Annotated in this window: 23 protein-coding genes and 2 pseudogenes; 9 read left to right on the forward strand and 16 right to left on the reverse strand. The window is 42.4% G+C overall.

Features of this window, described 5'->3' with window-relative positions; genetic code table 11:
- Nucleotides 1–81: 81 nt before the first annotated feature.
- From ABD010_RS13075 to ABD010_RS13090, 4 genes are all read right to left on the reverse strand, one after another.
- Nucleotides 82–306 carry a hexameric tyrosine-coordinated heme protein gene (locus ABD010_RS13075; RefSeq protein WP_343813856.1) on the reverse strand — a complete coding sequence of 75 codons (225 nt, stop codon included), beginning with the start codon at nt 304–306 and terminating at the stop codon, nt 82–84.
- 301 nt (nt 307–607) lie between these two features.
- Nucleotides 608–1789, reverse strand: a complete 1182-nt coding sequence (locus ABD010_RS13080; RefSeq protein WP_343813858.1) for an aminotransferase-like domain-containing protein — start codon at nt 1787–1789, stop codon at nt 608–610.
- A gap of 95 nt (nt 1790–1884) precedes the next feature.
- Nucleotides 1885–3273 (reverse strand): YjiH family protein, encoded by a 1389-nt coding sequence (locus tag ABD010_RS13085; protein WP_425542262.1) that lies wholly within the window; start codon nt 3271–3273, stop codon nt 1885–1887.
- Nucleotides 3274–3399: 126 nt separating this feature from the next.
- Nucleotides 3400–4002: a hypothetical protein gene (locus ABD010_RS13090; protein ID WP_343813861.1), complete on the reverse strand. Its 603-nt coding sequence runs from the start codon at nt 4000–4002 to the stop codon at nt 3400–3402.
- Here ABD010_RS13090 and ABD010_RS13095 point away from each other — a divergent pair.
- The 3 genes and pseudogenes from ABD010_RS13095 to ABD010_RS13105 form a co-directional block, all read left to right on the forward strand.
- Nucleotides 3944–4297: pseudogene (locus ABD010_RS13095) on the forward strand (SDR family oxidoreductase); the annotation flags it as partial. The gene ABD010_RS13090 and the pseudogene ABD010_RS13095 sit on opposite strands and share 59 nt — an antisense overlap.
- A 396-nt stretch (nt 4298–4693) precedes the next feature.
- Nucleotides 4694–5047, forward strand: coding sequence for a DedA family protein (locus ABD010_RS13100; RefSeq protein WP_343813864.1), 354 nt, complete (start codon nt 4694–4696; stop codon nt 5045–5047).
- Nucleotides 5048–5197: 150 nt separating this feature from the next.
- Complete coding sequence (locus ABD010_RS13105; RefSeq protein WP_343813867.1) at nt 5198–6415, forward strand: SEC-C metal-binding domain-containing protein; 1218 nt, start codon at nt 5198–5200, stop codon at nt 6413–6415.
- A 709-nt stretch (nt 6416–7124) separates the two neighbouring features.
- On the opposite strand, the gene ABD010_RS13110 is transcribed toward ABD010_RS13105, so the two are convergent.
- Both ABD010_RS13110 and ABD010_RS13115 read right to left on the reverse strand, forming a co-directional pair.
- The gene (locus ABD010_RS13110) at nt 7125–8555 is read right to left on the reverse strand and encodes an MDR family MFS transporter (RefSeq protein ID WP_343814501.1); all 1431 of its coding nucleotides are present in this window, start codon (nt 8553–8555) and stop codon (nt 7125–7127) included.
- 93 nt (nt 8556–8648) lie between these two features.
- A complete protein-coding gene (locus ABD010_RS13115) occupies nt 8649–9527 on the reverse strand; it encodes a TetR/AcrR family transcriptional regulator (RefSeq protein ID WP_343813870.1) in 879 nt (292 codons plus the stop codon).
- A gap of 467 nt (nt 9528–9994) precedes the next feature.
- Here ABD010_RS13115 and ABD010_RS13120 point away from each other — a divergent pair, with 467 nt between their 5' ends.
- Nucleotides 9995–10291, forward strand: a complete 297-nt coding sequence (locus ABD010_RS13120; RefSeq protein WP_343813873.1) for a helix-turn-helix domain-containing protein — start codon at nt 9995–9997, stop codon at nt 10289–10291.
- Between the two features lie 146 nt (nt 10292–10437).
- On the opposite strand, the gene ABD010_RS13125 is transcribed toward ABD010_RS13120, so the two are convergent.
- Nucleotides 10438–11430 carry a virulence RhuM family protein gene (locus ABD010_RS13125; protein ID WP_343813875.1) on the reverse strand — a complete coding sequence of 331 codons (993 nt, stop codon included), beginning with the start codon at nt 11428–11430 and terminating at the stop codon, nt 10438–10440.
- Between the two features lie 371 nt (nt 11431–11801).
- On the opposite strand from ABD010_RS13125, the gene ABD010_RS13130 reads away from it, so the two are divergent.
- On the forward strand, nt 11802–12737 hold the full coding sequence (locus ABD010_RS13130; protein WP_343813878.1) for a glycine betaine ABC transporter substrate-binding protein: 936 nt from the start codon (nt 11802–11804) through the stop codon (nt 12735–12737).
- Between the two features lie 108 nt (nt 12738–12845).
- On the opposite strand, the gene ABD010_RS13135 is transcribed toward ABD010_RS13130, so the two are convergent.
- Both ABD010_RS13135 and ABD010_RS13140 read right to left on the reverse strand, forming a co-directional pair.
- Nucleotides 12846–13325 (reverse strand): metal-dependent hydrolase, encoded by a 480-nt coding sequence (locus ABD010_RS13135; protein ID WP_343813881.1) that lies wholly within the window; start codon nt 13323–13325, stop codon nt 12846–12848.
- A 39-nt stretch (nt 13326–13364) separates the two neighbouring features.
- The gene (locus ABD010_RS13140; RefSeq protein WP_343813884.1) at nt 13365–14291 is read right to left on the reverse strand and encodes a glycine betaine ABC transporter substrate-binding protein; all 927 of its coding nucleotides are present in this window, start codon (nt 14289–14291) and stop codon (nt 13365–13367) included.
- Nucleotides 14292–14588: 297 nt separating this feature from the next.
- Here ABD010_RS13140 and ABD010_RS13145 point away from each other — a divergent pair, with 297 nt between their 5' ends.
- Both ABD010_RS13145 and ABD010_RS13150 read left to right on the forward strand, forming a co-directional pair.
- The gene (locus ABD010_RS13145) at nt 14589–15782 is read left to right on the forward strand and encodes a DUF763 domain-containing protein (RefSeq protein WP_390351384.1); all 1194 of its coding nucleotides are present in this window, start codon (nt 14589–14591) and stop codon (nt 15780–15782) included.
- Nucleotides 15783–16288: 506 nt separating this feature from the next.
- Nucleotides 16289–17371, forward strand: coding sequence for a DnaD domain-containing protein (locus tag ABD010_RS13150; RefSeq protein ID WP_343813890.1), 1083 nt, complete (start codon nt 16289–16291; stop codon nt 17369–17371).
- Between the two features lie 333 nt (nt 17372–17704).
- Here the strand turns inward: ABD010_RS13150 and ABD010_RS13155 are convergent, their stop codons facing one another.
- The 7 genes and pseudogenes from ABD010_RS13155 to ABD010_RS13185 form a co-directional block, all read right to left on the reverse strand.
- The gene (locus ABD010_RS13155; RefSeq protein ID WP_343813893.1) at nt 17705–17953 is read right to left on the reverse strand and encodes a hypothetical protein; all 249 of its coding nucleotides are present in this window, start codon (nt 17951–17953) and stop codon (nt 17705–17707) included.
- Nucleotides 17954–18087: 134 nt separating this feature from the next.
- On the reverse strand, nt 18088–18546 hold the full coding sequence (locus ABD010_RS13160) for an NUDIX hydrolase (protein ID WP_343813895.1): 459 nt from the start codon (nt 18544–18546) through the stop codon (nt 18088–18090).
- 143 nt (nt 18547–18689) lie between these two features.
- On the reverse strand, nt 18690–19004 hold the full coding sequence (locus tag ABD010_RS13165) for a hypothetical protein (RefSeq protein ID WP_343813897.1): 315 nt from the start codon (nt 19002–19004) through the stop codon (nt 18690–18692).
- An 89-nt stretch (nt 19005–19093) separates the two neighbouring features.
- Nucleotides 19094–19611, reverse strand: a pseudogene (locus ABD010_RS13170) (alpha/beta hydrolase); the annotation flags it as partial.
- A 112-nt stretch (nt 19612–19723) separates the two neighbouring features.
- The gene (locus tag ABD010_RS13175; protein WP_343813899.1) at nt 19724–20443 is read right to left on the reverse strand and encodes a type II toxin-antitoxin system prevent-host-death family antitoxin; all 720 of its coding nucleotides are present in this window, start codon (nt 20441–20443) and stop codon (nt 19724–19726) included.
- Between the two features lie 114 nt (nt 20444–20557).
- Nucleotides 20558–22039, reverse strand: coding sequence for a PH domain-containing protein (locus tag ABD010_RS13180; RefSeq protein ID WP_343813902.1), 1482 nt, complete (start codon nt 22037–22039; stop codon nt 20558–20560).
- A complete protein-coding gene (locus tag ABD010_RS13185) occupies nt 22039–22533 on the reverse strand; it encodes a PH domain-containing protein (protein WP_343813905.1) in 495 nt (164 codons plus the stop codon). The genes ABD010_RS13180 and ABD010_RS13185 overlap by 1 nt, the downstream gene beginning before the upstream one ends.
- 303 nt (nt 22534–22836) lie before the next feature.
- Between ABD010_RS13185 and ABD010_RS13190 the strand changes: the two genes are divergently transcribed.
- A complete protein-coding gene (locus ABD010_RS13190) occupies nt 22837–23043 on the forward strand; it encodes a helix-turn-helix domain-containing protein (protein ID WP_343813907.1) in 207 nt (68 codons plus the stop codon).
- A gap of 181 nt (nt 23044–23224) precedes the next feature.
- On the forward strand, nt 23225–24628 hold the full coding sequence (locus tag ABD010_RS13195; RefSeq protein ID WP_343813909.1) for a DNA methyltransferase: 1404 nt from the start codon (nt 23225–23227) through the stop codon (nt 24626–24628).
- Nucleotides 24629–24813 lie beyond the last annotated feature (185 nt).

Here is a 24813-nt window from a genome sequence, read left to right on the forward strand (position 1 = left end):
TTCCCACATGCTGCATGCCGATTTTTTGCCCATTCCACAACGTTTAAGGCAAAAAGCAATGGGGACACATGCGAATGCCCCCTACTTCCAATAGTTATTGGCGGCTGCCACCGTTTGATAGTGGACAGCAATGACATGTGAGGCCATGATCAGACTATCGGCATTCCTCGCATACTTTGGCCGCAGCTTTTTCCTGATACTTTCTGATGGTTGTGTATATTCCACACCCATCTGAGCCAAAGTAATGGCCAATTCAAACCCCTCCTGAGGCGTTTTCGTTATTAAGCTTGTTAGCCGGTCACTCATCAAAATATCCCCCTCTCGCTATATTCTATAAGCAAGCAACCTGAAAAATTCCTATGCGGATCAGGATAAAGCGGATAACGTGCGATCTCCGGCTGAATCGTGCGATCTCCAGCTGAAACATGCGAACTCATCTTCGAAACGTGCGATCTCCAGCTGAATCGTGCGAACTTGCCTCCGAAACGTGCGATCTCCGGCTGAAACGTGCGAACTTGCCTCCAAAATACGCCTGAATTGCAATGACCTCCATATGTAAAACCAATTAAAAACAGGACGCATACCGCAGCGCCCTGTTTCATCAGCATTACTTTTTTTCAATGGCGTTCGCCAGCTTTTGCACCCCGTCTGCAATGTCATCGCGGCTGGCGTAACTAAATGACAGCCGAAGAAATTCCTTTCCATCCGCCTCATTCAGGAAAAAATATTGACCGGGAACAAACGCAACACCTTCGTCCAAAGCGCGTGGCAGTAATGTCGAGGTGTCGATTCCGGACAGTTTTACCCATACAAAATATCCGCCTTCCGAAATATACCAGGAAGCAGATGATGGCATGTAGTTTTTCAATGCGGAAATCATCACATCGCGCTTTTCACGGTATGTCTCCCGTAGCAGGTTTAGCCGCTCCGCCATATCGTTATTTTCCAAAAAGGCCGCCATTGTTGCCTGGACAAATGGATGATCCAAATCCTTTTTAAACCAGGCAAGAGCTGTAATTACTTCCGGAGCGGCATTCACCCAGCCAATCCGCATTCCCGGCGCCACAATCTTGGATAGCGAACCGACATGCAGTACACGGTCATGACGATCCATTGCCTTCAACAGTACGGCCTGGTCCCGGAAAAATAACTCCCCATATGCATCATCCTCGATAATCAGGAAATCAAATTTGTCAGCCAGTTCCAGCACATGCTTTCTGCGCTCCGTTGTCATTGTCGTCCCGGTTGGGTTCTGGAACGTCGGGATCGTGTATAAAAGCTTTGGAAGACGCTGTCCATTCCGCTGACGCTCCGCAAGCACTTCCTCCAGCTGGTCTGTCTGCAGTCCATATTCATCCACGGGGATACTCATAAAATGATCCGTATAGTTTTGGAAGACTTCCAACGCCTCCATATATGTCGGTGACTCTACCGCTACCAATGTCTGATCGTCAATGAAAATTCGGGCGAGCAGATCGATTCCCTGACATGCACCGGCTGTGACCAGAACTTCCCCGTCCTTCATCTCGCGTTCCTGCAGCCGTTGCTGAATATACTCTTTTAACCGGTCAAACCTTGGGCTTCCCACATAATGCAGCGGCAAATCCTGCTCTTCTTCAAGCAGACGATCCACTGCATTTTTTAACCCGTCAGCAGGTATAAGGTCCGGCGCAGGAAAGCCGGAATTCAATCGGATACATTCATCCGGCAAATCAAACATCCATTCACCGGGCGGATTTTTCTGGAGTGCATTCTTTATATACTTGGAAAAATAAGCTTCCATCTTCACGAGAATCATCCCCCTCTTCGTTCATACGCAATACAGCCTTCACACTAACAGAAAGCATTGGCGAACACCAATGCTTTCGGGATTGTTGTGTTATTTTAAAAGAAAAATACATGTGCCATAACAGCTGCAATCGGCAGTGTGATGATCGTCCGCTGCAAAAAGATAATGAACAGTTCCACAAACGAAATCGGAATTTTTGATTTGAGCAGCAGCACTCCGATTTCCGACATGTAAATCAACTGTGCCAGCGACATAACGCCAATCACGAAACGGGTCAATTCCGATTCAATCCCACTTCCAACCACAGCAGGCAAAAACATATCCGCAAAACCGACAATCATGGCCGGAGCAGCCGCCTGCGCTTCCGGAATCTGCAACAACTCCAGTAACGGCACAAACGGATAGGACAAAATATCAAATACAGGCGTAAACTCAGCAATTACTAATGCGAAGGTGCCTAACGCCATAACGAGCGGAATTAACGCAAACCAAATATCAATGACATTCAGCACCCCACTTTTTGCAACGCCACGGTAGCTTTTAACCTGGCCGGCCTTTTCAACTGCTTTTTCGATACCCCACTGAAAACTCGATACCTGTTTTGGAACCTCTTCATCAATTTGCTTTCCGACCGTCTCCAAATATTTTTCCTTTTTGCCGGACAGCGGCGGGATCCGTGGACAAACAATCGCTGCAATGACACCTGTTACCACAACAGTTGCATAAAACGATATAAACATATGATCGATATTCAAAAATCTGGCGATGACAAGACTGAACGCAATCGATGCAATGGAAAAATTCGTTGCGACAACTGCCGCTTCACGTTTCGTATAATAGCCCGATTCATACTGCTGCGTCGTCAACAGCACACCGACCGTCCCACTGCCCATCCATGAGGCAAGCGCATCAATCGATGAACGGCCCGGCAGCTTAAACAACGGAAACATAATCTTCCGCACCATTGTTCCAATAAAATCCATCAGGCCAAATTCCAAGAGCAATGGCATAAATAAGCATGCAAACAAAAACCAGACCATCAATACCGGGATTAAATCATAAAGCATCACTCCGCCCGTAAGCTCCGAAGCGACCATTTCAGGACCAGTCTGTGTCAATGTAAAAACCGCAAACAGCGCCCCCACACACCTCAAAACGAGCCAAAAAGTAGAAATATCAAATAATGCCGATAAAAATGGACTCTTTTTAATGAGGCTGAGATCGGTAAATTTTACAATCAGACTGCCGACCGCAGACAAGCAAATCACCGTTGTCATAAACAGCGGAATATAATCCGCAATCGCATACTGCAATGCATCCGCCATAATTCCAAGCCCGATTGTTACTTTGCCATTCACCGGTATCGGAACCAGAAAAAGCAGCACCCCTATCAAAGAAGGCAACCAAAATTTCATGTATTGCTTCGCTGTATATTTTTTCTCAACCCCAGCCTGTTCGGTTTGTTTAAGTTGCTCCATCATCATGATAAACCCCCGTTTCTTGTATTTTATCTCCGTAATTGAATGATTATAAATATAACATTTTATGTATAAATATACAATAGATTGTATGAATTTTTATAAATCCGTATTGACCAGCAGCTTTTCGGACTAGTGCCCAGGTATTGACAATTGCAAGGGTTGATGTTTCTGATCTGCGGTTGATGTTTGGCCTGTTGTGGTTGATGTTTCCGATCTGCGGTTGATGTTTTGCTCGTTGCGGTCGATGTTTTCGATCTGCGGTTGATGTTTTGCTCGTTGCGGTTGATGTTTCCGATCTGCGGTTGATGTTTTGCTCGTTGCGGTCGATGTTTCCGTTCTGCGGTTGATGTTTCCGATCTGCGGTTGATGTTTTGCTCGTTGCGGTCGATGTTTTCGATCTGCGGTTGATGTTTTGCTCGTTGCGGTCGATGTTTTCGATCTGCGGTTGATGTTTGGCCCGTTGTGGTTGATGTTTCCGATCTGCGGTTGATGTTTTGCTCGTTGCGGTCGATGTTTTCGATCTGCGGTTGATGTTTTGCTCGTTGCGGTCGATGTTTCCGTTTTAAGGTTGATGTTTGGCCTGTTGTGGTCGATGTTTCCGTTTTGCGGTTGATGTTTTGCTCGTTGCGGTTGATGTTTACGTTCTGCGGTTGATGTTTGGCCCGTTGCGGCAGGCGATTCAATCATTGCCACTTCTTCGATTAATGCGTACCGTGGGAATCCTATTTTCATGGATTATTCAGCAACGAAAGGAGCAATCACAGCCTGGATACGCAGCATTGCCCAAAGCCTTGCAAGCAAGGGCATACGCGCTAATTCAGTGGCACCCGGACCTGTATGGACGCCGCTGATTCCGTCCTCTTTTGATGAAGACGGGGTGGAAAGCTTTGGCCAAGACTCACTAATGGGCCGTCCAGGGCAGCCTTCCGAACATGCCTGGCCGTATGTAATGCTTGCTTCTGATGATGCTTCTTACATGACAGGACAAACCGTTCATATCAATGGCGGCTCATGGACGTCATCTTGAGTAACATTAGTGGGACAGATTATCTGTCCCACTATTTATTAAACCGGGACAAGGAATCGACTCCCCTATCGGTTTTTAACCTCCCTCATCAGGGAAGATAAAAAACATCACGATTTCCGAAGAGGAGACAAGTTATGCTGGAATTTATACTTGATTTTTTGAAACAATTTGGTCCGTTTGGTTTATATATTAGCCTTGCAGTGGAAGCATCCTCCGTACCATTTCCGGGTTCACTAGTAGCGCTGACATATGGTTATTTGCTCAACCCCTCCGTTTTAGGGTCCGTCTGGATTTCACTGCTGGCCAGTTTTGTCTATACTGTTTTCAGCTTTATTCCATATGGGATTGGCTATAAACTGGAGGAAACAATAAAGCGAAAATGGAACAGGAATAAAATTGAAAAAGCCCAAAACGTTTTTAATAGATTCGGCCAATGGAGCATTTCCTTTTCAAAGGGTTCTCGGTATCGGCAACTATATTTCCTATGCAGCCGGAATGAGCAAGGTCAAGCCTGTCCGTTTTGGCATCTTAACGTATGTCGGAATCCTGCCATGGATGTATGTCATGCTGCTCCTTGGACAAGCAGGTAATTTAGATACAATCACAAGCTTGCTTTCCAGCACACAAAAATATATCATTGCTGGAATCATCCTGCTGATTGTTGCATACATTATCTATCGTTTTATGAAAAAAAGAAACAAGAAATCTCCCGGGGCTCATTCACAATCGCATGGGACTTATGGAAGTTAAACGCCATTCAACACTACAAAAAACATCCAAATACTAATTGACAGGGAGACTTCGGACAGCAGTTTCCCTTCCTAATCCCAATAATCGGTTGTCAAATGCCCAAAAGTCTAGGATACTAGAGGAAACGCATTTTCCCCGGGGGTAATCACGTTGAGCAATCAAACAAAAAGTAATAAAAAATTGCAGGATGGCTTACCGAACATGCTGGAAGCCCTAACTAAGATGAAAGCTGATTTGGACGCAAGAGAAGAAAAGCATACTTGGCGTGATATACAGGTCCCGATTAGCCTTTATGATGCCCTGTCCAGATTGACAAAAGACGAATTGACCGATATACGTAAAAAATTGGATATTCAAAAAGCAAGCAGCTTAAAAAAAGGTGAATTAATTCAGCTCCTGCAACAAAGAATCCCGGCAATGTTTGAAAAAATATGCTTACAACTGGATTCTGTGCGCTACAGCCTCATCGAAAAAATTGCGCATCACAACGGATCTATGAATGCCAAACACCTTCCGCACAACATACATAAAAACCTTGGCAACTATGGTGTCGTTTTTACAGGGAGCTACAAAAATGAGAAAGTTGCGGTCATCCCGAACGAGCTGCTAGAAGCCTTTCAATCGTTTAACCACACCAACGTATTAACAACTGTCAACAGGAATACGGAATGGATCAGGCTGACGCATGGCCTTCTATACTACTATGGTGCACTTTCCACATCAAAATTGATTGAAATGGTTAAAAAATATTTGGCTTATGATATGGATACGTTTGAATTTCTAACAGTTATTCACGATGCAGAGAATTGCTATAAAAAAATGAAGGCTGATTGGAATGGATTCGCACATGCAAAGGTTTTTGATTCCAAAATTGTATTGGACGAACACCGAAACAACCAGGACATACCGTATTATCCGTTTTCCAAAACACAGCTGATTACGGCAGGTGCGCCTGGTTATATGGAACAAAACAAAAGTTTTAAGCAGTTCGTAACGTTCCTTACACAGCTTTATGATATTTCGGTAGAAGAAGTAGAGATGGACGTAAATGAATGTGCACATGGCTTTAAGATTGGACAAACCCCACAGGATGTATTGGAAATCCTGCAAAAACAATTTAAAATGGACAATGATGACATTGTAACGTTTTTTATGGATTTTCTCTTGGACCTGTACAACAACACGAGACAATGGTTGTTAAAAGGGTATACGCCGGAAGAACTGCATGAGATGGAGAAGCGCAATTTAAAACCATCGCCAAAACAAACAGATAATGTCATTGATTTTCAATCCGGAAATAAAATCGGCCGGAATGATCCGTGTCCATGCGGAAGCGGGAAAAAGTATAAGAAGTGCTGCGGACGTTGACATCCTGGTAAACATTATGGGGCTTTCCCTGCTTCCAGATGCATTGATGGTAACCCGGATTCCGGCTCTTGCGGTTGATGTTTCTCTCCCGGTGGTTGATGTTCCCGTTTGGCGGTTGATGTTTTGTCCCCAGTGGTTGATGTTTTCATTTTGCGGTCGATGTTTTACTCCCAGTGGTTGATGTTTCCATTTTGCGGTCGATGTTTTGCCGCCGGCGGTTGATGTTCCCATTTTGCGGTTGATGTTTTGCCGCCGGCGGTTGATGTTTTCATTTTGCAGTCGATGTTTTACTCCCAGTGGTTGATGTTTCCATTTTGCGGTCGATGTTTTGCCGCCGGCGGTTGATGTTCCCGTTTTGCAGTCGATGTTTTGCTTCCAGCGGTTGATGTTTCCATTTTGCGGTCGATGTTTTGCCGCCAGCGGTTGATGTTCCCGTTTTGCAGTCGATGTTTTGTCCCCAGTGGTTGATGTTCCCGTTTTGCAGTCGATGTTTTGTCCCCAGCGGTTGATGTTTCCGTTTTGCAGTCGATGTTTTACTCCCAGCAGTTGATGTTTGCCCAGTTGCGGTCCGCTCCCAACGATATCTTCGTCAACAGATCCTTCCTACTCGTGGAAGATCCAAAGTCGATGTCCAAAAAATCGGGGAGACCGGCTTTTGCCTTGTCTCCCCAATTGGATTCCTATTCACGATCATGCATCACCTGACTGATTAACCCTCAGCAACAGGCTCCTTAACCACCTTCGGGCCTTTTTTCGAGGCGTTCATCGGTTTAATAAAGAACGACATTATCAAAGCGACAACTGCAATAATCGCTGCCAGCATGAATGCATCGGACATTCCCTGTATCATCGGATGTGAAAGTCCTTGGTGGGCAGCTTCCTTGCTGTTGTTCGTCATGACCGTAATCAGTGACGCTGTACCTATTGAGCCTGCAACCTGCCGCATGGTGTTGTTCATGGCTGTACCATGTGGAATCATGTGGTTCGGCAGCTGGTTCAGCCCCGCTGTCATAATCGGCATCATGACAAGGGAAATTCCGAACATCCGAATGGCATAGACCACCATCATATACAAATACGACGACGAAGCGCTCATTTGGCTGAATAAAAATGTCATGACCGCAACGATTGTCAATCCTATAATAGCCAATGGCCGTGCGCCAATCTTATCAAAAATCCTACCCGTAATCGGCGACATAATCCCCATGACGATCGCTCCAGGTAATAGCAGTAACCCGGATTCAAATGCGGTATAATCAAGCGCATTTTGCATATAAAGTGGCAGGAGCAGCTCGACGCCAATCATGGAAACCATCACCATCATCCCGATAAACACGGACAAGGCAAAAATTTTATTCTTAAAGACTCTGAACTCCAGCATTGGTTTCTCGAGTGTCAACTGCCGCCAGATGAATAATCCAAGCGCCAGCGCACCAATTATCAGAGCAACCGTCACCTTTGTACTTTCCCAGCCATCATTGCCGGCAGAACTAAAGCCGAATAACAGTCCGCCAAACCCGAATGATGACAACACAATCGATGTCAAATCAATTTTAGGATGCGTCAGCTTTGTCACATTTTTCAATGCAAAGAACGCAAAAACGATATCAAGCAGTGCGATCGGTAGAATCATATAAAACAATACCCGCCACGAATGGCTTTCTACAATCCAACCGGAAAGTGTCGGCCCAATCGCAGGTGCAAATGCAATGACAAGACCTACCATTCCCATTGCAGCACCACGTTTCTCAACCGGGAATATCAGCAGAAAAATCGTCTGCATCAATGGAATCATAATGCCGGCACCGGATGCCTGTAAGACCCTGGCAGCCAGCAACACCGGAAAAGTTGGTGCGATGGCAGCTGTCAACGTTCCTGCCGCAAACAATATCATCGCCGTTAAAAACAGCTTTCGCGTCGAAAATTTTTCAATTAAAAAGGCAGTGACTGGAATCATCACGCCATTGGTGAGCTGGAATCCCGTTGTCAGCCATTGAGCCGTCGCGGCACTCACCGATAAATCACCCATAATCTTTGGTATAGCAGTATTCAGTAACGTTTGGTTTAAAATTACAACAAAAGCACCCGCAAGAATCACCGAAACAAGTAACGGTCTGTTGATGCTTTGGCTGGATTGCATTTCTTCATTCTCCAAAACTTCCTCACTCCTCTAAAAACAAAGCTTTCCTTTAAAGTTTTTTCTATTTCCTCCGTATGCTGATCGCATTACGGTTTATATAGCATTTATAGTTGCCTTTATTCGATGCAAAAGGCCCTTCAGTTCCGGGTTTTCCTCCAAATACAGCAGCAATGCTTTGATGAAAAAGGATCTCGGCTCATTTTCATAGCATTCATTTTGCAACGATTGAATCGCCGACAAACACTCTTCACGGTCCTTATCAGATACCGGCAGCCGTTTCGCCTTCCCTTTAAGCTCTTCCAGAAGATTATCCAATTCCTCTGCCGATGTATCCGGCTCCGCCCCCTCCTCGTATTCCACGTATTCTTTCATCTTACTTGGAGGCAATACCGGTTCCAGATCGGTTCCATGACCAACCATCGTATCAAACCGCTCCACGACAAAGCGCGCAACACGTTGAAAGTCGATATCCTTATTGTCATGAATGGCCAGCGAAATATACTCCCGCAACATCCCCTGAAACATGATGGTATAGTCCCAAATATACGGTTTTGCCTTTTCGCCGTATGCTTCGAGCAAACAATCCTTATACCAGTTCGTCATGGTAACCTTGATTCTTTTCATAAGTGATGCAATCTCAGGGTTATCATGGGGTGGCAACGCCCGAAACAGCATGACCATAAAATCCTTATTGTTGCGAAAGCCATCAGACTGCGCAGCAATTTTTCGGATGAGTTTTTCTTTAGCGGACAACGATGGGTCAAAATTGACATTCGCAGCGCTTTGCAGCATTTTTTTATGATTACTTTCAATAACCTGAATCAACAGTTCTTCTTTGGAATCAAAGAACTGATATAAAGTTCCTTTCGAAATCCTGCAGTCATCAGCAATTTCCTGAACCGACGTTGAGAAATAACCTTTTTCCGAAAAAAAGCGGATTGCCGATCGCATGATCTCCTGTTTTCTTTCCATTGTTTCCGCCACCTCTTATCTCATCACTAACCGTCGCAGGATACACCTGCAACGACGTGTTTATATTTGAAACAGCATCTCGCTGAAGATTAAACCATTCTTTTTCAAGCTGTTGACCAAACAGTCAAATTAGAACTATTAAGTCAACAGGATTCTTATTTTATATGACTAACTGGTTCTATGTCAACCAGATAGTTCTAAACGTATTAAAAATCCTGTGTAACACGCACCGGGTACGATGACCATTCAATCAAAAAAAGACATAAAGTGCCGGGAAATCCCAACCTTTATGTCTGCTATGACTTGGTTCATCGCAGCCACGTGTTACATTACAGTATTATTATTGTTTTCTTTTGATAGCGTATATGCTATCATATAATTGTATAAACTATTGGAGCTGAAAAGTTCTATATCAATTATTGTGAAAATGACCCATCTCTTTATCCGTATTTGAAAGGGTGATTAGGATGCAGGACAATTTTGGAAAGTGGTTAACCAGCGTTATAGGCGAAGATGAAATGAGAGAATTAGACAAAAAAGCAACCTTTCGTGCCCAGATGATTAAAGCGCGTCATAATCTTAAATTAAGCCAGCAGGACTTAGCTGACAAAATTGGAGTGGCAAAATCAACCATTGGCCGTATTGAAGCCGGCAATATTTCACCTAAAGTATCGACACTCCAAAAAATAGCGGATGCTCTGAACGTCTGTTTCGTAATTGATGGAATACAACGTGATGATAGGGATTATCTAATAAAATCATAAATAGGGTGGACACAAAGCGCCGGGAAATCCCAACCTTTATGTCTGCTATGACTTGGTTCATCGATCGAGAACAGAATGTGGAAACGCAGGAACGGTCCAACTGCTTCCATCGTTGCATCCACATTCTTCGATCACGTAACGCTATATTACTTCAGATTATTGTCCTCAATAAATTGTTCAAAATCATCATCTGACTGTTTATCAATTCGATTTTGATTATATTTGCTGTACTCCTGAATTGCTAAATTCTCAGCAACCACCTTGGAAACTTTACCTGCATTTGTAAGAATTTCTCGATCATTAAACTGAAGAAACGCATCAAGTTTGCCAATCCAATCTTTCATATACATAGGACGCTGTCTTTCTGCCTGATCTTCCGCATAATCCAAGTACATCGTGACAATTCGATTGAGCGATTTCAGCTCTTTTTCGGTTAAATAATTTTTAGCAACTATGACATCTTGTTTACGTACCTTATCACCTTTCCATGATGTCAGACCCATATTCTCTTTATCCGACTTAGCTCTATCTGCTATGAGTTCAGCCGCTGTTTGCCCATGTATTGCATAATGGAGTTTATTTTGAACAGTTGCGAAGAATTCCTGTGTAATATCAGCACTTGAATCATAATCAACAGATGTTACATATATATCCGTTATCTTTTGATAGAACCTCTTTTCTGATGCACGAATATCGCGAATTCGTTCCAGTAATTCGTCAAAATAATCCTGCCCAAAATTACGCATTTCCTTAAGGCGGTCATCGTCCATTGCAAACCCTTTGACAAGATATTCATTCAAACGCTCTGTTGCCCATTTCCGGAATTGTGTTCCTCGATGAGAGCGAACACGGTAGCCGATTGCGATAATCATTTCGAGGTTGTAATGTTTTGCTTTTCTTTCAACTTCTCTTGTACCTTCTTTTTGAACTAGTAAGTAATACTTACAAGTTGACTTTTCCTGTAATTCTTCTTCTTTAAAAATATTATTTATGTGAAGCGTAATATTTTGGGGAGAAGTTTGATACAACTCCCCAATCGCCTTTTGCGTCATCCAAACAGTTTCATTCTCCAGCCTGACGTCTATTTTTGTGTTACCGTCCTCCGTCTGGTAAATCAACATATCGGTTTCATTACCCATTGTCGCCAACTCCTTTTTAATAACACCTATTTTTATAATTATATCATAAATACGAACGTTTGTTTCAATCATTAAAAAGTTTAGGCCCATTTTAGCGCACCAACAAATCAATTCGTACTACCTGATGCAGCCTAGTAACCCAGCTGGTTTTATTTGGAGACGTAAAGAAAACCTCTAAACCCAGGATTTTCAACTGGGACAAGGAACTGTCCTCCATCCCACTACGCATTATTGTATTAATTCTATTATTTAGTCACTAAACTAATGTAATAAGCAATTTTAAGCTCTCATGCATGTAAACGCAGTTAGACAGTCGGATATAAGTTGTTATAAAGTGTTCATTAGTGACTTCAAAGGAGGACTAACATCATATGTCGAAAAAATTTGGAATTATTTTCTTAACCTTAATTTGTACAGTCGCATTATTGCTTTCTGCCTGTGGAAGCAACAATGATACAGGAGCGGAAACAGGATCTAATAATGGGGTTGAACTCGGCCAAAAAGAATTAACGATGCCTTATGTTTCGTGGGCATCCACAGTTGCGGGCGTAAATGTTATAAAAGTAGTACTTGAGGATTTAGGGTACGAAATTGAATTAACACAGGTAACCCCCGGGGCAATGTTTGCGGGTATTGCTGACGGATCGGCTGATATGTCAGTTGGGGCTGTGACACTTCCATATACGCACAAAAGTTATTGGAAAAAATATGGTGACCAAATTGATGATATCGGGATAACCATGAAGGACAGTGTTACAATCGGTTTAGCTGTACCTTCCTATATGAAAATTGACTCACTTGAGGATTTGACCAACAATACGAATAACATTGGTAAAAAATTAGAAAAGACCATCGTGGGCATTGATCCAGGTGCCGGTCAGATGCAACTTACCAAAAACACGGTTATGCCTGGTTATAAACTGGATAACTGGACGTTACAAGCAACATCCGGCCCCGCTATGACAGGAGCACTTTCAAGCGCTATTGAAGACCATAAACCGATTGTTGTGACACTATGGGAACCGCATTGGGCTTTTATCGAATGGGACTTAAAATATTTGAAGGATCCACAAAACCTTTTCGGGGAACCGGACAGTCTTCATGCGGTTGCACGTAAAGGCCTGAAAGAAGATGCGCCCGCTGCATATAAAGTTTTAGACCAGTTTCAATGGACCAAGCAAGATATGGGAAAAGTCATGGTGAAAGTACATGATGGAATGGATCCATTAGAAGCAGCCAAAGAGTGGGTCGAAAATAACCAGGACAAGGTGAAAGATTGGAAGAAAGATTTAAAAGCTGCAAAATAGCATAATGCATCAAGTACCCCCATCTGATTGATTTTCAGATGGGGGTACTTGATGTTGTTTCGATTATTTTTAATAAGCTATTGGAAGCAAGAGCTCTGTCCCTATTCTTTAAACAACATACATCTGAAACCCAATATATCCCACCAACACAACCATCAAAGCCATCAGAATTTGTTCAAAAAGCCCGCCAGTATGCGTATATATCGGCAGCCGTATTTTCAGATTCAGCGGCCATAACAATGCAATGCCGCGTGCGGTTGCTGCATCCAAAAGCAAATGACTTGCGATACCAATGAGGATACCGGCTGTAATGCCCGCTGGTAATGGTGTGGATGACAATATAGCGCCCAAAGCAACCATGAATAACAGGCTGTGTGTAACGGTCCGGTGACCAAACAGGATTCGGATCAGATGTGATAAGACAGGCAATTTCCGTCCGATCTTGGAGCCGCCGTGACAAATATCCGGCACCAGTGCTCCGGCTGTACATGATGCTAAAAACAGCAGGTCCTGCGCATGATAGTCTGCAAAGTATTGTGCTGCTATCCCCGCTGTCAAACCTCCAATAAGATGTGTTTTGCCTGTCATGTGTGATTCATCCTTCTACTGTTCACAGCAAGGGTGAACTTATTCACCCTTGGCCTTACTCAATATTTTTTCTTTAAAGTCTGGATTGTTTTTAAGAAATTCCTTCGCCGCATCTTCATTCGACATTCCGTTTTGAATATTGAGCATGATATTCTGATTTTGTTTTTTCGTCAGGCGAAATGCTTTAATGATTTTATAGGCCAATGGCGAATCTTCTTTAAACCCTTTTCGGGACGCCGAATAAACGTTATCGGGGTCACCGTATTTATTTTTCGGATCCTTCAATATCTTTAAATCAAATTTATTGAATGTCCAGTGTGGTGTCCAAAGTGTTACAACAATGGGTTCTTTATTATCAATAGCCCTCGTTAGTGCTGCCGCCATTGTAGGGCCTGAACTGGATTGAAGCTCCCAGTTTTCATCCAAACCATAGGCAGGCATGACCTCGTTTTTGGTCAGTTTCATCTCACCCGCACCAGGACTGATACCGGTAATGGTCCAATCCAACTTCTTACCAATATTGTTCTTATTATTAGCTAAGTCTTCTATTGTATCAATATCTTCCATGTAAGATGGTACAGTCAGTCCAAGTTCCACCTTTTCTGTAACCATACTGATTTTATCAAGCTTGTCTTTATATTTTTCCCAATAACTTGCATGCGTGGTCGGTAGCCATAACCCAACAGAAGCATCTGATGACCCATCTGCAAGGCCCGAAAATTCAATACCTACATCTGTTGACGTAACCGTAACATCATAGCCAACTTCTTCCAGCAGCAGTTTAACCAAATGTGTTGCCCCGATATTGGAAAGGTATGTATCTGTTGCCAATTCCACTTCTTTCGTACCCAGATTTCCCTCGCCTTTGTCTGCATTTTCTTCGCTGTTATTGTCACTGCTACAAGCTGTCAGTAACACCATAGATAATATAAAAACAACGCTTATGAAGCTAAATTTTTTCCACATAGTAGTTTAAATAAACCCTCCATTTACTTAATTTCAATATTCTTATCATATAACAGCCAATCATTGATTACAAGCCCACGTACGTGAAGGGCTCCACAGTGCAGATGCCACACCACCCGCCGATTCAGTATACCAAAGGGGTTGCCTATAACCTATTTTGCAGTCCAAACTTAGCTGCTCCCCATTACTACCTACAAAACTGGTAACTTACCCCAAACCCTACTTCAGCAGCGCACCCCAGCTGCGTGCTGTGATAAAATAAAGACGGAAAGTGAGGTGGATCCAATGCGAACAGGTATGGCAAACGCTCCGCTCCATGGCGGTCATTGCCCACCATGGTTATTTGCCAAAATGAAGGACTTGGGTGCTTCTATTATCGAAGTCATGGTCATGGAATATGGCACGACAGAGGTTTTGCGAAGGTTGTCAGACCCCATCTGGTTCCAATCCTTTGGCAGTGTATTGGGATTTGACTGGAATTCCTCGGGCCTTACAACGGTACTATGCGGCGCTCTTAAAGAAGGACTGCGTGATGCACAGGGCGAGTTGGGGTTGTTTCTTGTTGGCGGCAAAGGCAAGGCATCCCGGAAAACACCGATGGAAATTATGGAGGCGGGTGAACGATACGGTTTATCCAATGATTTAATCGAACTGCAGCAAACGAGCCGTACCGTGGCCAAAGTAGATTCAGCCGCAGTGCAGGATGGCTATCAGCTTTATCATCATTTCCTCGTGTTTGACCGCTCCGGGAATTGGGCAGTTATCCAACAGGGAATGAACGCTGCAAACCGCTATGCGAGACGGTATCACTGGTTAAAAGAGGGGATGGAGAACTTTACGGAAAATCCCCATCAAGCTGTATGCGGCACCCAGGAGCAACAGGTGCTTAATCTCGTATCCGGTGCAAACCAGGCGACAAGAATGGCCTCCGTTGAGATATGCCAAGATAAACCCGACCAAGTCAAAAAAGCCTATGATGCCATAATCAACAACCGTGTCGGAAAAAGAAACCGGGCCCCGCAGCAGCTAAGCCTGTTTGATACCGAGGATAACAACGCGAGTGAACATAACGTCACCGGCCCTGTCTTAACCCTGCCGGAAAAGCACGCCATTCCATCTCCCAACTATTTGGATAAAGTTTTATATAAAATTTATGAAAAACCCCCGGCTGATTACCAACAGTTGTTAGAACTGGAGGGAGTGGGACCAAGTACGCTGCGTGCACTTGCGATGGTGTCAGAGGTGACCCATGGTGCACAGCCATCCTTTCATGATCCGGTTCGATATGCATTCGCCCACGGAGGCAAGGACAGCTATCCGTTCCCCGTACAGCGTGACGACATTACCAAGTCGTTGGATGTACTTAAATCGGCCATTAAAAAAGGGAAAATCGGGGAAAAAGATAAATTACAAGCGCTCCGAAAATTGTCCAACCGGGAATCTCGGCTGGATAAAGTCAGCGGCACTGAAACAACCCAAAACAGGCGGTAACCTGCTTTGGGTTGTTTGCATTTCTGCCCGTTTAGAAGCGTGGTGAAAAAAATCAGCCTTTTTCAGCCAGTTCGCATGTTTGGGCCGAACTTCGCACGTTTTAGCTGAACTTCGCACGTTTGGATGGTAACTTCGCACGTTTTGCCTGAAGTTCGCACGTTTGGATGGTAACTTCGCATGTTTTTCACCACGCTCTTAGGCAAACGGACCTAAAGTCTATGTGTTAAAGCCAGATATTAAGAGGCAGACACTTCTACCGCAATACTCCCTTCATCACCTTTGTCTTTGTCTATAACCATCACCCGGCTATCTGCCTGATGATACGCCATATAATCTTCCGTACCTTCCTCCAACCAATTTCAACTCCAAATCAAAAAAGGTTGATGAAATTTTAATTTTGATGCCACCTTTTTAGCCTTCGATTCGATTTTATAGTAACAGCACCACATTTATTTACCGGAGTTTATGACCCCGGAAAAAATCCCATATAAAGAAGAGGCGATAACATGAACTATATCAAAGAAATGAACGCGTTTTATCATCACGTAACGTTCAACCCGATCTCTGGCGGGGCAGTCTCGCTCTGGTCGACACTGATGCACTTTAACAACAAAAATGGTTGGCAGAAGACTTTCTCAGTCCCCGCCGGCCAGCTTGAATTATTGTCCGGTGTAAAAGGCACTACCTTTAAACGGGCACGCCGCGAATTAACTGAATGCGGCTTTATCGAAGTGACAGCAGGCAAAGGAAACAAATCGGCAACATACCGGATGATTTCGCTGGCAGACAAAATGGTTGGCAGCACCGGTTATGTTGCAAATGAAACGAAAGCAAGTTATGAGGATTCACCAACAACAGACAACCAATCACAGCATGAAAGTACAGAAGAAAATACAGACACGGGTGAAGAAACTGAAGCACATACTGGAAACAAAACAGAAGAGATTACTGCAAAAAAAGCCCACGACCTGGCCCGAAAGATGGTCCACAATCAAGACCACAAGTTGGCCCACAAATCGGACCGCAATATGGCCCACAGTCCGGCCCCATTATTTAAACAATACATAAACAAAACACAAACCAAAGAAAAACCAAAAAAACAACTACTACCTAGCAGTTGTGATTCAGACGCAATCCGTTTTTACCAAGAAAACTTCGGCATGGTCAGCCCATATGTCGCCGATGATCTCACAAACTGGATTCAGGATACCGGCGAGGCCTTAGTTCTGCATGCCATGAAACAGGCACTGGACCAAGGAAAAGCGAACTGGAGCTATGTGAAAGGAATTCTGAAGGCATGGTTGCGAAATGGGGTTAAAACCGTTGAACAGGCTGAAGCAGAAGCGACTGCATTCCGTCAGAAAAACAATCGCGGCAATTGGAATAACTCCCAACAGGAAGAGGTCATTCCTGATTGGTTCCAAGAGCGCCAGCAAAAGCAGGCTGCAAAAAGGGCTGCAGAAAAAAGGGCCGATGCACAAACCGGGATGACCAAGGAGGTGGACATGGAGGTGTTTAACGAGTTGTTGGCCGAGTTTACGGGGAGAGATGGTGTTGAGACTAGCCAGATCAACAGTGTTCAAAATTGATTGGCGGGGTTCATTTAAAAATTGGTTGTTGCTGCATGAATTGCTGAGCAGCGCCATTGTTCTTTGGCATTCCTTAATGTGCATTGTGTATAATGACAATAAAGCTATTTAATTTTGAAGCCGAAAATGAGCATTACACCGTCCTCAAGCGAGGGCGGTGTAAAAATAAAGTTGTTTAACCTCTTATAAAATTACTGAATACGAACTTATGGAAGTAACAATAAAGTCATTTAAAAATCAATTCCTTATGTCACAATCGCGCCCGATAAAGGAACAAGGTTTTTCACTGTTACCTAAGAAAAATTGACAAAAAAGAGTGCGTATTTAGCGCTCTTAGTTACTATTCCTGTTTTTTAAAATATATAGTTCTTTCTCCATCTTATTTACCTTGTCAACAATAAAATCCATTTCATTAATTCTTGATTCATTAGTTAATTCAAACTTCCCACCAACACCTTCTAGTTTGGCTTCAACAGTATCAAATCGATTATGCATTTCCGATTTTAAAGAATGAATTTCTGATTTCATACTTTTCATTTCTTTATTCATTTCGGTAAGTAGATCAAAAATTTGCTTATCCACTTCATCACCCCTATGTGATTATTATAATTGATATTAGTTAAATAAGCACTACCTTTTTAAAAGTATTCGTTAGTTCCGTAAGCGCCCGATTGATGAACAATCTCTTCAAAATCGAGTTGTATTGTTTAGTAAGATTAAACATTATTCCCAACTTCATTAAGGAATTTATTAATAACTATACTGTCGGGTGGAGATAAATCAAGTGGAATTTCTTCATAGTTAAAAAATCTTAATTCTTTTACCTCTGCATTATTTTCATTTAAGGCCCCTTTAAAATCACTGCAAATGTAAGCAGAAATGACATTGTATACCTCATCACCATTGGGATATTTATAATACAGGTTTTTTCCCGAAAATAAATCAAACAACTCAATGCTATTCGCTTCTAATCCTGTTTCTTCAAAAAGCTCTCTTTTTGCAACATCTTCCATGGTCTCTCCTAATTCCATAGAACCTCCAGGTAGTGCCCACAATCCGTTATCCGTACGTCGCTGCAACAACAGATATTGATTTTTACATAATAATACACAGGCTCCAGTCGCTATAATTGGTCTGGAACCCACAAACCTTCTTAATTCCATTATGTACCCCAATAGAAACACCTCATCAATTTAGTTTCTCCTACTCCGCGATTGCGTCCGATCGTATTACTTAATAAGATGACTAGCAATTTAGCTTGCCTATTCCTTTATTAATTTCTAATGCTTCAAAGAAATATGCAGCCTGCCCATTGAATCTATTCCCTGACTACTTCAAATTGTTTAGCTATGTGTGGATCATTGATTCCTAGAGTGTTAAACAAAAAATCACTCAAATTATGCAACCATTTATGTTTAGAATCTAAATCCCCAAGTTTGCAGTCCAATACAAATCGCAAATATTCTTCCTTACTTTTACCTTTTGAGAAATGATAAAAATTCGCTAAAGAATATACTCCCAGCCCTAATGCATTTAATTGTTCCCAAATAGCTTTCTTAGAAGAACACCCTTTGAAGTAAGCAAAAAGATTGCTCCAATAATGATTAAGCATGTATTGATTTAACTCATTCAACTGATTTCATTTCTGCTGCACAATTTGTTTTCTTTCTTGTTCTGCAGCCGTTCAATCTTCACAATCAATAACGACTTTTTCTCTCATTCGCTGTCACGCAATGGGTCATACTGCGCCGTCAAAATGGTTGAAGGCGGCAATCCGTTCATATCATCATATAATATCGGTGAGGCATATGGATGATTCGTGTCCTCTTTTTTATTGAAATAATGATTATTGAACCACTTCATACTTTCTTCCGTTAAAAAATATCCCTCGGCATTTTCCTTAATGGAATCAGATTCACCCTTAAATCCATTTACGGGGTAAATTAAAAGTTGGTGACAGATCACAGGCATTTGCTGTTCTTTTGCCTTAATCGAAGCAACAGCGGCAAGGTTTCCACCTGCACTGTCACCCCCAACCGCGATTCGGTCTGGTTCAATAGCAAATTCCTGTGCAGCGTCGCGACCCACACAAGGGCATCATAAGCATCGTCAACCGCAGCCGGAAACTTGTGTTCAGGTGCCAGGCGGTAATCCACGGAGACAACAACACATGCAGCTTCATTCGCGAGGTGCCGGCAAACTGCATCATGCGTATCTAGACTGCCGATTACCCACCCCCCTATGATATGTCAAGGAGAATACTTCTTTAGAAAACACGAAAACGGTTCCAACAACTCATTTGGAAAAGGAAACAAAAGCTCCTGCGCCCATGCATCCACTCGGGTTCCCTAATTAAGCGAACACTTCCAGCAAATCCGCTGACAATCCCTCAAATACATCGGAGTAAACCGCTTGGCGAGCACTTTTTGAATATGTTTTATTGTTTACGATTTCATTGTCCTTCAGCGAATAAACCAATATGTGTTCATTGATTGGATCGACTATCCAGTATTCTTTAACACCACATTGCTTATACAACTCAAGCTTCGTCAACATATCCTTACTTCTCGTGGAGGGTGATAACACTTCGACTACCAAAGTTGGTGTACCTTTATAATTATCCATCTCATCCAGATTGTATTTGTCGCAGATGACCACAATATCCGGTTGAACCACACAGATATTCGTTTGTTCCTTCATGAAAGTTATATCAAATGGGGATGTAAGCGGCGTACATGTTTTCCCTTTAAACCAATTGTAAAAAGTGCCAAAAAGTTCACCAACCGCATGCTGGTGCTTATAGGAAGGTGAGGCAAGATTATAGATGACACCATCAATTAGTTCAAACCTTTTTTCCGAGTCCTCAGTCAGTTCCAGAAATGCCTCATAAGTCACCCAGCCACTGGAGGATTTATAATCTGATTGCTCTTCTCCTACAGAATCTGCACTATAACAAGGCATGATTTTGGCCGCATCTTTTCCACTTTTCGTTACAATGATTTGCTCACCGGCTTCCACATACGTCAAGTATTTTCCGAAACTATTTTGCATTTTGGTCGAAGGTACTCTCACGTTAACCACATCCATTATTAGCTAATTTATTATTATTATATAATGAATTAGGTATTAATACAACTGAATATTAGCTAATCAGGGAAGCAAATGCTCCGTCCCTATTCTTCTACGTCATTCAATCTCTATCTCCTTACTGCGCTCCACATACCATTTGTGAAAATCATTCCCCATCGTTACCGGCACATCCTCAATCGATGTGTGACGGACCGGCTTGGCGCGATTCACCATGTTGACAGATGACAGGCCGAACCGCTTCTGCAGTCTGGTGCGGGATATTTCCACTTCAATGATCTTTTTACGTTTGGACACAAACATCGTCGTTTGCATGCTTCCTTGTTTGAACTGAACAAACCCTTCATTCAGAACGTATCGTGTGTTCACATAGTCCAAAATCCGGAGAGCATAAATAATCACGAATAACCCGATTGAAATAATCCACCATGCTTGTTCGATATCCAATACAGGCGGTTTGAAATAAACTAATGCAATCGTTGCGACAATCCACAGCCAACTGGGTTTTAACAAGCGAACCCACAGTGACTTCCGTGGTAAATGATGCATCTCTGGTGTCACTTCATATTCCGGCAAAATTTCCGAGACCATCGCATATGCCCGCCCCATTGGCAGAAACGGATACAGTGAATTTGTTTCCGCTTCATCTTCCCCGACACTTCCGGCACTGATCAGCTTCACTTCCGCAAGCCCAAGCACCCGTTTTATCACCGACTGGGTAATTTCAATCGCCTGTACCTTATCCTTGGAAATCGTAAACGTCGACTTATTCAACATCCCTTTGGAAATAAAAATCGTGTGATCATCCGAAGCAATTTCATATCTACCGTATTTTATAAAAGTCCGGACAACGCCAATCGCCACCGACAAGATAACCACCCCCACAATCAGCAGTGTAAATATCCACCAGGTGGCCGTGATCGACATCAATATCTCCTTTGCTTTACTCTCCACATCAAATATATCTTTGATATCCGATGATACCGAGAACACGATTGGAATCAACACGAGGAAACTCAGCGAAGTGAAAGATGCTTTCACCGTATCTTTTCTTGTCGGCCGGAAATGAACGGTTCGATTCGCTGGTTCTTGCTTCACGGCTGGATCTGTTTCATCAGTCTCCTCAAACTCCATGCTGTCGGAGTGATGGATCTTTGTTTCCAGGTCATCCAGTTCTTTTTTTGAAATGACTTCAAATTTAATCGAAGCATCTGCATCTGACATACTCGTTTCAAATACAACTGAAGTCAGTCCGAACAGTTTATGGATAAATGTCTGCCGGCGCTGCATATTGTGGATTTTGGAATAGGGAATGGTGCGCTCCGATTTATTCAAAAGCCCTTTATACAAATAAAAGGAAACATTGTCCGCCGCATATTTTTGAGTAAACCATTTATAAAAAATAGAAACAATGGCAAGCACAATCACTGCACAGAAAATAATCCTTCCATACTTCACCCAGGTCGCTTCAGAACCAATATTGATCACGAAAAGAATCATTACAATGAAAAATGTACTTTTTATCAAGGTCCAAAAATCAAACAGGATGTTCAATGGATGGTATCGTTTTAGCTGTCCCATTATTCAACTTCCTTTATCTTGGCAAAATGGGCAATCTGATTCCGTAACGCAAAGGCATCTTCCTTCGATAATGCCGGAATTTCATGGTTGGATGCCATCGTTGTAATGGAGACAGCGTACAGCCCATACTTTCGCATAATCGGCCCCTGGTTGGTAGCCACAGCCTGTATTTTCGTCATGGGAACGAGCTGATGCTCCTCTGTCAAAATGCCTTGTTTGATTTGCAAAAACTCCTCACTCACGTCATACCGGAAATGGTTATATTTCAACGATGGTTCAATAAATAAAGACCATATCACCCCAACAGCGAAAAGTATAATGGCTACCAATAAGACCCAGCCAATCCATTCCCACCATGAAAATCTAGCATCGAGAAAATAAAGTACCGCAATAATGACGAAACCAATGATAGCGCCAATGATTTCCCTAATGATCCATACGTTTTTAACATACTTGGACAACCGCTGCTCAGGTGCAGCTATTTGCTGATCCATAGAAATCTACTTCCTTATCTGTAATGTGATTTATGATGATAGTGTCAGAATCTCATATACCATAAATAATATATCAAATAAGAAGTTCGTTTGCCTATCCTGTTTTAGGTAATTGCATTATTATTGGTTTTTGTATTGGTGGATGGGTTGTTCTGCATGTTTATACTGGAAAGAGGCTTTGTGGAATTGTACTTATTGATTTTGCACTGGGGTTGAAAACCGCTGTCCATACATGGAGGAAAACAGGCAGACAATATAACGATGGAATAGGCGATTATCAATGATTAGAATAAAACTTGATGTATGATGGCAGAGCGCAAAATGTCATTAAACAAACTGTCCGTAATAGTAGGAATAACACCAGCCAATTTATCAATCCTCAAAAATGAAAAAAGAAAAGCAATCCATTTTGCGACGCTTGATGCGCTATGTAAAACATTAGATTGTCAGCCGGGGGATTTGATTGAGTATGTTGAAGAGGGGGGATCTGGGTTAGGTGGGGTGGGTTGAATTTTGGATCGTATCCTGGACCGGAAGATGGTTTGTAAGCTCCCCATGCTTCTTGTAATAACATGCCAGATAAATTATAGAAAAGCAAAAAACGCCCCAGCGCTTCTTCCGGTTCCTCAAAAACATCCGTAATAGTACAAGCTAACATATGCATAACTTGTTCACATAAGGAGTGATGCATATGATAAAGGCACATAAAAATATGCTGTATTTTGGAGATAACCTCTTTGTTTTAAAAACTCATATAAAAAGTGATTCTGTTGATTTGATATATCTGGACCCTCCGTTTAACAGTAACAGAGATTATAATCAAATCTTCACATACCCTGATGGGGCCAAATCAACTGCTCAAATTGAAGTGTTTGAAGATACATGGTATTGGAACAGCGATGTGGAAAAGTCATTTGCTGAAACAATAAACTATTATCATAACAATCTAGTATCTAATTTTTTAATTTCCATGCGTCAGCTACTTGGGACAAATCAAATGATGGCATACTTGACTATGATGGCTCCCAGATTGCTCGAAATGTATAGGGTGTTAAAAACTAATGGCGTATTATTTTTACATTGCGACCCTTCCGCTTCACATTATTTGAAGATGTTAATAGACGCGGTTTTTGGATTTAAAAACTTTCAAAACGAAATTATTTGGTGCTACAGACAAGGTGGGAGAGGAAAACGCAATTTTGCTAAGAAACACGATATCATCTTCTTTTATTCCAAAGGCAGAGACTATACTTTCAATATAGATGAAGTTAGAGTACCATACAAGGGAACGGGAGGCTATCAAACCAGCGGAAAGGGGGTAACGAATTCCAACGGTAAAACCTATATCCCGAATGAAAAGGGAAAAGTACCGGAAGATTGGTGGGATATTCCTGCATTACCTCCTATGGCGAAGGAAAGAGTTGGATACCCCACCCAAAAACCTCTTGCGTTGCTTAACCGTATTATTAAAAGTTCCTCCAATAAAGGTGATGTGATTTTGGATCCTTTTTGTGGGTGTGGGACAGCAATCGTGTCTGCCCAGAACCTTGAACGAAATTGGATTGGAATTGATATAACCCATATTGCCATAACAACGATAAAGGACCGACTAGATAAGGAGTTTGGTATGGCAAACAATTACGAAATTGCCGGTGAACCCATAGACATTGAAGGTGCAAAGCAACTAGCTGAAAACAGCCGTTTTCAATTCCAAATTTGGTCATTATCCTTACTGGGAATTAACTATAAGGATGATTTCAATTCTATAAAAAAAGGTCCTGACGGTGGGATAGATGGTATTCGCTTTTTTTACGATGGAGATGGTGGCAAATTTAAAAAGTCTATCATACAAATTAAAAGCGGAAAAGTGAGCGTAAAGGATATTAGGGAACTAAATGCGGTAGTAGAACGTGAAAACGCTGCAACGGGAGTGTTTGTCACCCTTAATCCCCCCACGCGCAATATGATAAATGAAGCAGCGGGAGCCGGTATATTTAGAAATTATAAGGAAAAAGAATATCCGTTTATAACGATTGTGAAAATAAGTGATTTATTACTACATAAAATCTTGCCAAGAAACATTTTTCCGGATTAATATTATGCCTCTACCCACCATTACATCTTAGTATTTAGAATGTTTGAATTGTACTTCTAATATTCATAATTGTCTCTATAGTTAAGGAGCTATGTGGGGGTAATCGTAAATAACCGGTAGTCAAAATTTGGTCTGACCTGCCTCACACCATTAAGGGAATGATTCCCTTAATGGTGTGCAGCTGG

The sequence above is a fragment of the Virgibacillus siamensis genome (genome assembly GCF_039522605.1).
GTDB classification, from domain to species: Bacteria; Bacillota; Bacilli; order Bacillales; family Amphibacillaceae; genus Lentibacillus; species Lentibacillus siamensis.